Consider the following 11,376-nt stretch of genomic DNA (forward strand, 5'->3'; position numbering starts at 1 on the left):
GTTCCTTGCGGAACCGCTGGGTGCCCTCGCCCGCGGTGACCACGACCTGCCAGGGCTGGGTATTGCACCACGACGGCGTGCGCTGGGCGAGGGTCAGCAGCTGTTCGATGGTCGCGCGGTCGACCTGTTCGGCGGTGAACTGACGGCAGCTCCAGCGTTCGTCGGCCAGCCGCTGGAGGGTGGCGAAATCGCTGCTGTCGTGGTCGGTCTGCGCCATCGCGTGGCTCCCTCGGGTACGGAGAACTGGTCTCATTTCGAGACTGAATCTAGCAGTTCCGCCGCTGCCGCGGAACCCGCCGGCACCACGAGTTCGGGTGCCGGCGGGCGCGGATCAGCCGCGTCGGCGGCCGACGACCAGGATCGCGATACCGATGCCGGCGACCAGCGCTACACCCGCCCCGATCAGGACGTACCAGGCCCACGGCCGGGCGATCGTCGCCGGACCGCTCACGGCGACAGGCTGTTCCGCTGCCTGCTGCGCACTGGCACCGATATAGGTCGGGCCGGGCTCCGCCGCACCGGCCACGGTGACGTCGAGCTGTACCGGTGTCGGCGGCAGAGCGTCGGCGCCGGTCGGGATGCCGACCTTCACCGCGAGGTAATACCAACCTGCCACCGACTGCGCGCGAACGTCGTAGCTGTCGCGGTTGGCGTAGCGGACCGGCACCGATGCCAGGCGAAGTTCGGCGCCCGATCGGCCGGTATAGGCGTTGGTGTCGGAGCCGATTTCGGTGCCGAGCGGGGAGTACAGCGTGGTCGTCACGTTCGAGGCCGCGATGCGGTTGGCGCCGCCGGTCTCGGCGAAACGCACCCGGTAGGCCAGGCCCTGTCCCCACTCGAGCCGAACTCGGTAGAAGACGTACTCGCCCGACTGCACGGTGTCGGTGTAGCTGCCGCCGCCGGGCAGCGTGGCGGCGGTCGTGAACGAGCCACTGCCGCCGACCGGCCGGGCAGGCGACGTCGGTTCGGCGAACGCGGTCTTGGTGGTCGAGGCCGCCGGGCCGGGATCGGTGACGCCGGGTTCGATGCCGACGAGAATCTCCACGGGCAACCGATCGGAGGAGCCCTCCGACACCAGATCCCAGGTCAGCTCGAAGGTGTAGCGACCGGCGCCGGTGCACTTGTCGGACTCGAACAGCGGTTTGGCCGCGCCGTCGAAGGCCTTGGCGATGGTGAGGGTGGCGCCGTCGCTCGATCTGGTCTCGAGTTCACGCTCGCGAATGCCGCACTCCACGCTCTCGCGTCCGAAGAGGCGAAGGTCGAGTGCGTTCATGTCTTCGGTCGCCGAGGTGCTTCGCCCGCGGGGGAACGAGACGATCCCGGTGAAGTAGGCCGTGGCGCCCTCGGGTACGTCGACCGCGTAGTACCGCTTCTCCCGCTGGCCGAGGGTGTCGAGGTACTGGCCGGGCTTCGCGACCGGTGCGGTGCCGATGCTGCCGGTGCCGGTGATGGGCGTGCCGGTGGCCTGGTAATCGCGCAGTGCGGCCGTACTCACCCGCGGCAGAATGCGTTCCAGCGCGGCGCCGTCGGCCGCGTCGCTGTAGGTGCCGCCGGTGGCCTGCGCCGTACAGGTGAGCTGGGCGCGCGCCTTGTCGTCGACGGCGAAGCCGATCGAATGCACGATCAGGTCGACGCCCTGCTGCTTCAACTCCTTGGCGACCTCACACGGGTCGGGCGGGGAACAGGTGTCGTCACCGTCGGAGACCAGCACGATCGAGCGCGGACCGGAATCGGGCAGTGCGTCGGCGGCTCGGCGCAGCGCGGTGCCCATCGGGGTCCAGCCGCGCGCGTGGATGCTGTCGACAGCGGTGGTGAGGGCGGGCTTGTCGATGATCTTCGGCTGCTGCAGCACTTGGACGTCGCGGCAACCGGCCGCCTTGTCCGCCTCGGAATTGCTCGTGCCGGTGCCGTAGGTCGTGAGTCCGACCGAGGATTCGGTGGGTGCGGAGGCGACGAACGAGCGGACGGCCCGCTTCGCGGAGTCCATCATGGTGCCGCCCTGATCGGGCCGTTCCATCGAGCCGGAAGCATCGAGGATGAGCATGGTCGGCGCGTATTGTGCGGGGTCGGCCTGCGCCATGGCCGGTAACGATGCGGGCAGCACGGTGAGGGCTACTGCGGTGAGTGCGGCGGTCAGCGTGCTGATTCTCGGCATCGTCCTAGATTCGGTGTCGCGGGGTGAAACCGGACAGACGTTACCGATCGCTCGGTGGTCGCTCCACCCCTGCTGAAGTGGTGCAGCCCACCGTTTGAAAACATCGGTCACGTTTGGGCAGGTGAGGACGTTGCGCTCGGGGGCGGCTCGCGCCTGCGGCGAATCGGGGCAGTTCCGGGGCACAATCGACCGCATGGCTTTGCAGGCCCGCGACGCGCAGGAGCGCAAACGGCACGGCAGGCACTACACGCCACCGGAACTCGCGCGGTTCCTGGCGCGACGGGCGCTGCGCCACGCGCCACGCGCCACGACGCTGCGTGTGCTCGACCCGGCCTGCGGGGATGGCGAGCTGCTGCTGGCGGTGCATCGGGAAATCGCCTCGAACGCACCGGATGTGACGGTTCACCTCACCGGATATGACCTGGATCGACAGGCGGTCGCCGAAACCGTCGGGCGGGCTGACGCGCTCGGTGTCGAAATAGACTGCCGTGCAGGTGATTTCCTGGCAGCCTCCGCTCAACTGGCCGACGGCTCCTTCGACTTGATCATCAGCAATCCGCCGTACGTCCGGACCCAGCAGCTGGGCGGAGCGACCGCTCAGCTGCTGAGCAAACAGTTCGGCCTGCGCGGGCGGATCGACCTCACCCATCCCTTCGTCGCCGTCGCGCCGCGGCTGCTGAGGGCCGGGGGCGTGCTCGGATTGCTCTGTGCCAACCGCTTTCTCACCACTCGGGCCGGATCGAACCTGCGCCGAATTCTCACCGATGAACTGACCCCGGTGGAGCTCTACGACCTCGGCGACACCAAACTCTTCGCCGCCGCGGTGCTGCCCGCGATCACCGTCGCCCTGCGTGCCACCGGACCACCCGACTGCCGCTATGTCTCGGTCTATGAGGAATCAGGGATCGAACCCGACTGCACCACCGAGCTTTTCGACGCGCTGGCGGGCGACGATGCCTGCCGAGTCGGCGCCGGGGGGCGGGTGTTCGCGGTGGAGGTCGGCGTGCTGGCGACTGGCGACGTGGTGGCCCGTGCGCCTGTGACAGACGTGCGGTCGCCGCAGCCGTCGGCCACGGTGACTGCCCCGCCGACGGTGGGTGCGGAGCCGGCAGGGCTGCTCGCCCCGCGCGGCGGGATCCGATCCGGCCGTCACGGTGACACCGCGTGGCGCATGTCGCGCCCCGCTGTCGATCACTGGCTCGGCCGGATCGCCGATCGCACCTGGCGCTCGTTCGGGGAGGCCGCGCGGATCCGGGTGGGGATCAAGACGACGGCCGATCGGGTGTTCATCTCGGACCGCTGGGATCAGATGGACCCGACGCCGGAGCCGGAACTGCTGCGGGAGTTGATCACTCACCATGATCTGCAACCCTGGCGAGTCGCGATGGCACGCGGCACGAAGGTGCTCTATCCCTACGATCTGCTGCAGCCGCGCCGCACCCCGATCGACCTTTCCGAATTCCCTTGTGCGGCAGCATATTTACAATCACACGAACAAGCTCTGTCGGGCAGACGTTACGTACTCGACGGCGGCCGGAAGTGGTTCGAGATCTGGGTTCCACAGCGCCCGCATCTCTGGGGCGCACCGAAATTGGTGTTTCCCGACATCAGCGAACGTCCGCGATTCGCCCTCGACCGATCGGGTGCGGTGGTCAACGGTGACTGCTACTGGATCTCGCTCACCGATCTCGGTGCGGGCCGCGCGGCCATCGATCTGGCGTACCTGCTGATGGGCGTGGCGAATTCGGCACTGGGACTGCGGTTCTACGACGCCGTCTGTGGCAACCGGCTGTACTCGGGCAGACGCCGCTGGATCACCCAGTACGTGGCGCGACTGCCGGTGCCCGATCCTGGCTGTCCGGCGGCGGGTGAGGTCGTGCGAAGGGTGCGCGCCCTGCTGGAAGACGGTGTACCGGTGGCTGATTCGGGTATCGACGAGGTGGTGGCGGCGGCCTTCGGCGTCTCAGTGGATGTCGCGCAGACCGACCATCGGTAGCAGCGTGCGCCGCGCGAACTCGCGCCCGGCTTCGGCATCGTCGAGTGGAATGAGTCCGTCGGGGGTCAGCGCCAGCGACAGCGCGAGTCGCGCCATGATCTCGGCGACCAGATCGGGATCGAATTCGGGCACCGGCGCGCTGACCTGGAGCTCGCGCAGCTTCTCGGCCAGATACGCGCGCCCGACGGCGAGGATGGGCCCGGCGTCGGTGGTGAGCCGGGGCAGGATGATCTCCGGCTCGGTGCTGAGCAACCGGCGTAGCAGTTCATTGCCGGCGATGGTGGTGACGAAGGCGACGAAGATCTCGACGAGCTGCTCGCCGGGTTCGGTGACCGCCCGTACTCGCTCATCGATCTCGGCCACATAGCGCTGCGCCTCGCGCACGCCGACGGCTTCGACCAGCTCGTTCTTGGATTCGTACCGCCGATAGAGGGTGGCCGGGCTGATGCCGGCCCGCCGCGCGATCTCGCCCATGCTCGTGCGCTTGATCCCGAAGTCCAGAAATGCCGACAGCGCGCTGTCGAGCAGTTTCTCCCCGTCGGTGACAGGCTTTTCGAGTATCCGCGCGAGGATCGACGTAACGGTAGGCATTACCCCATTATCCCCGCGGCGGCAGATCCAAGGCGGCCATCTCCTGCTCGATCGCATTGGCCGCGAAATGTACTCCGCGAGAACGGAGTTCGTGAACACGGGATTGGAGTGCCTCGACCCCGCCGGGCTGGGCCGCGATATCGGCCACGCTGAGCCGTCCCGCCGCTCGGCGCACACCGGAATGCACGTAAGCCACCGTGATACCTCCTGCCTCGCGTATCCGGTGCCGATCGCCACTCTTATGATCGGACGCAATACGCAGGACAAATGCTATCAGGGTTCCCTACTGGTCACTTGCTCAGTGTGACGGGTCACAACACCTCGGCATCGCGATGGTTGGTCAGATTGTGTAGATACACCGCCGCGTTCAGCTTGATGCCGTCCTGCTGTGCCGGGGTGAGTTCGCGGCGCACCTTGCCCGGCACTCCTGCCACGAGTGAGCCGGGCGGAATCTGCGCGCCCTCGGGAATCAGGGCATTGGCCGCGATCAGGCTGCCCGCGCCGATCACCGCGCCGTTGAGCACGGTCGCGCCCATGCCGACGAGAACATCGTCGCCGATGGTGCAGCCGTGCAGAATCGCGTTGTGTCCCACCGAGACCCCGGTGCCGACGGTGAGCGCGAAACCGGGGTCGGCGTGCAGCACGCAGCCGTCCTGGATATTGGTGCGCGCGCCAATGCTGATCTGTTCGAGGTCGCCGCGCAGCACCGCCGAGTACCAGACGCCGACCTCGGCGCCCAGACGCACCCGCCCGATCACGGTCGCGTTCGGCGCGATCCAGGCAGTGTCGTCGATCTCGGGAGTGAACCCGCTCACCTTGATGATCATGAACGTCATTATTGCGCCGCACCGCGGAACTGCGCACGGTGGGCCGCCGGAGACGTGCCGAGCACGCGGTGGAAGTGGTGACGCAGACTCACCGTGCTGCCGAAGCCGGTGTCGCGGGCGACCCGGTCGACAGTGTCGTCGGTCGATTCCAGCAGCAGCCGGGCATGGTCGATGCGCTGCTGCAGGAGCCACTGCTGGGGACTGGTGCCGGTGCGATCGCGGAAGCGGCGGGTGAAGGTACGCCGCGACATCAGCGCCTCGCGTGACCAGTGGTCGAGGTCGACGGCGGTGTCGAGGCGGGCGCGAGCCCAGGCCATCGCGCATTCGATCGGATCGTCGGGATCGTCGTCGGGCACCGCGATCGGGATGTACTGCGCCTGCGAGCCATGGCGGTGCGGGGCGGTGACCAATGATCGTGCCAATTCGGTGGCAGCGCGGACGCCGAGGTCGGTGCGGACGATGTGCAGGCAGCAGTCCAGCGCGGCGGCGACGCCCGCGGAGGTGATCACGTCGCCCAGATCGCTCCACAGGGTGTCGGCGCGCACGTGGACGTCGGGGTAGGCCAGAGCCAGTGCGTCGGCGGCGGCCCAGTGGGTGGTCACCTCGCGGCCGTCGGCGAGCCCGGTCGCCGCGATCGCCCAGGATCCGAGGCACAGGCCGACCAGCCGGGCGCCGTGGGCGTGGGCGGTGTGGACCGCCTCGTTCAGCGCGGGCGAAATCCCTTGGTCACGGACCCATCCGGGAAAGACCACCAGGTCGGCGGTGCGCACGGTATCGAGGCCGTATCGGACGGTGATGTCGAAACCGGCTGCGGTGGACAGTGTTCCGGGCTCTTCGGCGCAGACCCGCACGTCATAGGGCGACGTGTCGTCGACGCCGGTACCGGATCGGCCGAACACCAGGCTCGGCACCGACAGGTGGAACGGGCTGATTCCGTCGAACGCGATCACGGCCACCGAGGTCATGGCCCGATCTTATCGGTGTACGGCCTGCAGGCCACTGTCGGGCGGTGGGCCCGCTCGGCGAGAGTTATCGGCATGACCGAGATGATCACCCGCCCCGCCCTGGCAGCCGCCCTGCACATCGGCGGCCCGACCCTGCGTTTCCGCTACGGCGGACTGACCTGGCTCACCGATCCGACATTCGACGAGCCCGGCGACTACCCGGGTCCGATCACCCTGCACAAACTCAGCGGCCCGGCCGTACCGGTCGAGGAGATCGGGACGATCGACATCGTGCTCCTCTCGCACGACCAGCACGCCGACAACCTCGACACCGCGGGCCGTGCGCTTCTCGCCGAGGTCGACACGGTCCTCTCGACACCGGATGCCGCGAGCCGGATCGAGGGTGTGCGCGGCCTGGCGCCGTGGGAGACGGTGACCGTCGGCGCGGTGGAGGTCACCGCGGTGCCCGCACTGCACGGGCCGCCGGGATGCGAGCCGCTCAGCGGTGTGGTCACCGGATTCGTGCTGCGCGCGCCGGGCGAGCCCACGGTGTACGTCTCCGGCGACAACGCCTCGGTGGAGTTGGTGGAGCGGATCGTCGAGCGGGTCGGGCGCATCGATGCCGCGGTGCTGAACATCGGCGGGGCCAATGTGGGGCGGTTCGGCGACAGTGACGTCACGTTGAACGCCCGTACCGCCGTCGCGGCCGCCGCGGCGCTCGGCGATGCCGTGATCGTCGCCGTGCACGCGGAGGGATGGGGTCACTTCAGTGAGTCGCTGGACTATCTCGAGCGCACCTTCGCCTACGCCGATCGCGCGCATCAGCTGATCGTGCCGGTGCGAGGTGAAATGTTTTCCGTGTGAGCGGCGATTCAACGAATAGTTCTGCTATCTAACATCTTTCGTGCGACCCGCACCTGCTCCTGCCAGGTGCGGGTCCGTGGGCTGAGGAGAAGACATGTTGCGGAAGTTACTGAGGGGCAACCTGTTCCGGATTGCGCTCGGTGTGCTGATGGCTGTGGTGGTGTTCGCTGTCGGTGCCTGTTCGTCGGACGGTGGTGACTCCGGTGATTCCGGATCGACTTCGGTTTCGAAGACGTCGGTCACCGCGACGCCGTCGGTGACGCCGACGAGTTCGCCCGCGGCATCCACTGTTCCGGGAGGTTCGGGTGGTGGATCGACGCCGGAGTCGTCGTATTACCACTCACCCACGCAGGCCGCGCCGGGGTCGCCCGCGCAAGGCGAGATCCCGCCCGGGTACACCTGTGTACCGGGGCCTGAGTGTGGAACGGACTCCTGCGGTCACAACGAATGCGGTATCCCGCCCGGGTACAACTGTGTGCCCGGCCCGGATTGCGGAACAGACTCCTGCGGCCACAACGAGTGTGGTGAAACGGTCCCGCCGGTCACGACGACCCTCGCCCCGACCACCACGCCACCCGCGGTGACGACCACGCAGACAACAGCACCGCCGACCACCACCACCGTTCCGGCGACGGCCCCGGAAACGACGTCCAGCCCGCCGGTTCCAGCCCCGGCGTAATCGGCGCTGCCGCGACACGCGATCGAGCCGACGGCTGAGCTCCGGCCCAGGTCCTAGGCTTGCCCGATGACGCGAACGGGCGTAGTCGTCGGGGTGCCGACGGAGGTCAAGCCGCAGGAGTTCCGGGTGGCGCTCACCCCGGCGGGCGCCGCCGAACTGGTCGCGCACGGGCACGAGGTGCTCGTGCAGGCCGGTTCGGGTGCCGGGTCCGGCTTCGCTGACGACGACTACCGCGCCACGGGTGCGTGGATCGTGGCCGACGCCGATCAGGTCTGGGCACGAGCGGATCTGGTGGTGAAGGTGAAAGAGCCTATCGCGCGGGAATACTCACTGATGCGCCGCGATCAGGTGCTGTTCACCTTCTTGCACCTGGCGGCATCGAAGGAGTGCACCGACGCGATCCTGTCCGCGGGAGTTGTCGCCATCGCGTACGAGACGGTGCGCGGGCCCGACGGGTCGCTGCCGTTGCTCGCACCGATGAGTGAGGTGGCGGGCAAGCTCAGCGCGCAGGTCGGGGCCTACCACCTGATGGCGCCGATGGGGGGCGGTGGCGTGCTGCTCGGCGGTGTGCCCGGGGTGCGACCGGCCGATGTGGTGGTGCTCGGCGGCGGTGTCGCGGGGACGAACGCCGCGAGTATCGCGGTCGGGATGGGTGCCGTGGTGAGCGTGCTCGATACGAACCTGGCGCGCCTGCGTGAGCTCGACGCTCGCTTCGCCGGTCGGGTCGGCACCCTCGCCTCGCATGCGCTCGAGATCGAAAAAGCCGTTGTCGCCGCGGATCTGGTGATCGGGTCGGTGCTGGTGCCGGGGGCAAAAGCGCCGAAACTCGTGTCCGACGAACTCGTCGCGCGCATGCGGCCCGGCTCGGTGCTCGTCGATATCGCCGTCGACCAGGGCGGTTGCTTCGCCTCGACCCGGCCGACCACCCACGCGAATCCGACCTTCGCCGTGGCCGATTCCCTGTTCTACTGCGTGGCGAACATGCCGGGCGCGGTGCCGCACACCTCGACGGTGGCGCTCACCAACGCCACCCTGCCGTTCGCCTCGGTGATCGCCGACAAGGGCTGGCGCGGAGCCTGCGCCGCCGACCCCGGCCTGGCCGCTGGACTCACGGCCGTCGACGGCAAGCTGCTGTCCGCCGAAGTCGCGGCCGCGCACGGATATTCCCTCGGCGCGTAACCGGGCCGCGTCGCGGCTACCGGCCGCCGCCCAGGTACCAGTCCGGGTCGCCGTCGATGGGCAGGTCGCGCAGCTTGTCGGGATTGCGCACCACATTGATGGCGACGACGCGACCGGCGTCGATGACGAACGAGAAGACGCCCAAGTTGGTGCCGTCGAAGACGACCAGGCCCGGCATGCCGTTGACCAGCACCGCACGACCCCAGCCGTTCGCGGCGGTGTACCAGCCGAGCAGCATCTTGGCGATGAGCTCCGCGCCGCGCACCGGCTGACGGATGGCGGGCACCTTGCCGCCGCCGTCGGCGGTGAGGACCACGTTCTCGTCGAGAATGCCGAGCAGCGAACTCAGATCACCCGAGCGCCAGGCCAGCGAGAACGCCGAGACGACCTTCTCCTGTTCGGCGGGCGAAGCGGGAAAACGTGGGGTGCCGTTCTCGACGTGCTTGCGGGCACGGGAGGCGAGCTGCCGGACCGCGGCGGGCGTACGCCCGACCACCTCGGCGACCTCGGGGCTGGTCATGCCGAACACGTCTTGCAGCACGAACGCGGTGCGTTCGGCGGGCGAGAGCGACTCGAGCACGACCAGCAGCGCGGTCGTGACGCGTTCGTCCTGGGAGATGCGGTCGGCCGGATCGTCCCAGGAAGTGACCTCGGGTTCGGGCAGCCACTCGCCGACGTACTGTTCGCGGCGAGCGCGCGCGGACCCGAGCTGGTCCAGGGCGAGGCGGCCGATGACGGTGGTGAGCCAGGCACGCAGGTTGTCGATCTCGTCCGCCTTGCCCGCGTCGAACTGCCGTTGCAGGCGCAGCCACGCGTCCTGCACCACGTCTTCGGCGTCGCTGATGCTGCCGAGTGTGCTGTAGGCGAGACGCCGCAGGTAGGGACGGTGTTCCTCGAAGCGGCGGGCCAGTTCGGCCTGATCGAGAGGCTGCGGTGCGGTCATGGTGTGGCCCGTTCGGTTGATCTTGCTCGGTCCCGGCGAGTCTAGAAGTGCCGTCACAGTGATGACGAAGCAGTGGTCGCGGGTGTGACATTCGGGTCGAGGGTTACCCTCGGCCGGTGCGGAACGGGACACCGACGGCGGTCGGGCTGGTGCTGGGATTTGTGCTCGATCGGGTCTTCGGCGATCCACGGCGGTGGCATCCGGTAGCCGGGTTCGGTTCGGCGGCAGTGGCATTGGAAGCCGAGACCTATGCCGACGATCGACGTGCCGGGGTGGTGCACGAGGTGATCGCGGTCGGGTCGGTGGTCGGGATCGGTGCGCTCGCTATCCGCGGGAGAGGCGCGGGTGGTGCTGTGCTGCTGACCGCGGTGGCTACGTGGACCGCGTTGGGCGGTCGCAGCCTCGTTCGTGCTGGACACGCTATGGCCGATCGTCTCGATGCCGGCGATCTCGTCGGTGCCCGCGAACTGTTGCCTTCGCTGTGTGGGCGGGACCCGTCTGTGCTCGATGCCGAGGGGCTTGCGCGCGCCGCGCTCGAATCCATCGCCGAGAACACCTCGGATGCGGCGGTCGCGCCGTTGCTGTGGGGCGCGGTCGCGGGTGTGCCGGGGGTGCTGGGGTACCGCGCGGTCAACACTCTCGACGCGATGGTCGGGTACCGGAACGAGCGGTACGAGCGGTTCGGCTGGGCTGCTGCTCGTACCGACGATGTTGCCAATCTTGTTCCTGCCCGGGTCACCGGGCTGCTCACGGCTGCCCTCGCTCCGTTGGTCGGCGGGAGACCTTCGGGTGCGTTGCGCGCGTGGCGGCGTGATGCTGCCGGGCACCCGAGTCCCAATGCGGGGGTTGTCGAGGCGTCTATGGCGGGTGCGCTCGGTATCGGGTTGGGTGGACGCACGCAGTATCGGCACGGGACCGAACTTCGGCCGACCCTGGGTGACGGGCCGGCGCCCACTGCCGCGGATCTGCGGCGTGCGGTGCGGATGTCGGGGGCTGTGCAGGTTGGTGCGGTTGCGGTTGCGGGTGTGATTGCCTGGCTGCGGGGTGGTAGGCGTGCGGGGTGGTAGTGGTGGGGATGACAGGGGATAGGTAGTCCTGGACGGTTTGACGCTGTGTTTATTGGCGCGCTGGCGCGCGCGTGTCCGCGGCCCTGAGGGGCCGCCGGTTAGGCGCCGCGGAATCGCTCCTTCGTCGCATC

At 68.7% G+C, this 11,376-nt stretch carries 11 protein-coding genes; 4 read left to right on the forward strand and 7 right to left on the reverse strand.

The window, feature by feature from the left end:
- The coding region (locus ACFWF3_RS09360) for a nitroreductase family protein (RefSeq protein WP_379313211.1) at positions 1-217 on the reverse strand (217 nt) is incomplete at its 3' end.
- A gap of 114 nt (positions 218-331) precedes the next feature.
- On the reverse strand, positions 332-2,155 hold the full coding sequence (locus ACFWF3_RS09365) for a VWA domain-containing protein (protein ID WP_379313212.1): 1,824 nt from the start codon (positions 2,153-2,155) through the stop codon (positions 332-334).
- A 193-nt stretch (positions 2,156-2,348) separates the two neighbouring features.
- Between ACFWF3_RS09365 and ACFWF3_RS09370 the strand changes: the two genes are divergently transcribed.
- Entirely contained in the window at positions 2,349-4,151 is a 1,803-nt protein-coding gene (locus ACFWF3_RS09370; protein ID WP_379313213.1) for an Eco57I restriction-modification methylase domain-containing protein, read from the forward strand.
- Here ACFWF3_RS09370 and ACFWF3_RS09375 read toward each other — a convergent pair.
- From ACFWF3_RS09375 to ACFWF3_RS09390, 4 genes are all read right to left on the reverse strand, one after another.
- Positions 4,119-4,742 carry a TetR/AcrR family transcriptional regulator gene (locus tag ACFWF3_RS09375; RefSeq protein ID WP_379313214.1) on the reverse strand — a complete coding sequence of 208 codons (624 nt, stop codon included), beginning with the start codon at positions 4,740-4,742 and terminating at the stop codon, positions 4,119-4,121. The two genes, ACFWF3_RS09370 and ACFWF3_RS09375, sit on opposite strands and share 33 nt — an antisense overlap.
- Before the next feature lie 7 nt (positions 4,743-4,749).
- Positions 4,750-4,938, reverse strand: a complete 189-nt coding sequence (locus ACFWF3_RS09380) for a hypothetical protein (protein WP_378639113.1) — start codon at positions 4,936-4,938, stop codon at positions 4,750-4,752.
- Positions 4,939-5,053: 115 nt separating this feature from the next.
- Entirely contained in the window at positions 5,054-5,569 is a 516-nt protein-coding gene (locus ACFWF3_RS09385; RefSeq protein WP_101469311.1) for a gamma carbonic anhydrase family protein, read from the reverse strand.
- A gap of 8 nt (positions 5,570-5,577) precedes the next feature.
- Complete coding sequence (locus ACFWF3_RS09390; RefSeq protein WP_378996267.1) at positions 5,578-6,534, reverse strand: GlxA family transcriptional regulator; 957 nt, start codon at positions 6,532-6,534, stop codon at positions 5,578-5,580.
- A 72-nt stretch (positions 6,535-6,606) separates the two neighbouring features.
- Between ACFWF3_RS09390 and ACFWF3_RS09395 the strand changes: the two genes are divergently transcribed.
- Both ACFWF3_RS09395 and ald read left to right on the forward strand, forming a co-directional pair.
- On the forward strand, positions 6,607-7,377 hold the full coding sequence (locus ACFWF3_RS09395) for an MBL fold metallo-hydrolase (protein ID WP_379313215.1): 771 nt from the start codon (positions 6,607-6,609) through the stop codon (positions 7,375-7,377).
- 745 nt (positions 7,378-8,122) lie between these two features.
- A complete protein-coding gene (ald, locus tag ACFWF3_RS09400; RefSeq protein ID WP_379313216.1) occupies positions 8,123-9,235 on the forward strand; it encodes an alanine dehydrogenase in 1,113 nt (370 codons plus the stop codon).
- Between the two features lie 16 nt (positions 9,236-9,251).
- Here ald and sigJ read toward each other — a convergent pair whose 3' ends face one another.
- The gene (sigJ, locus tag ACFWF3_RS09405; protein WP_379313218.1) at positions 9,252-10,178 is read right to left on the reverse strand and encodes an RNA polymerase sigma factor SigJ; all 927 of its coding nucleotides are present in this window, start codon (positions 10,176-10,178) and stop codon (positions 9,252-9,254) included.
- 116 nt (positions 10,179-10,294) lie between these two features.
- On the opposite strand from sigJ, the gene ACFWF3_RS09410 reads away from it, so the two are divergent.
- Positions 10,295-11,245 carry a cobalamin biosynthesis protein gene (locus ACFWF3_RS09410; protein ID WP_379313220.1) on the forward strand — a complete coding sequence of 317 codons (951 nt, stop codon included), beginning with the start codon at positions 10,295-10,297 and terminating at the stop codon, positions 11,243-11,245.
- The last annotated feature ends 131 nt before the right edge of the window (positions 11,246-11,376 follow it).

It is taken from the genome of Nocardia sp. NPDC060220, assembly GCF_042727815.1.
In the GTDB taxonomy this organism is placed as follows: domain Bacteria; phylum Actinomycetota; class Actinomycetes; order Mycobacteriales; family Mycobacteriaceae; genus Nocardia.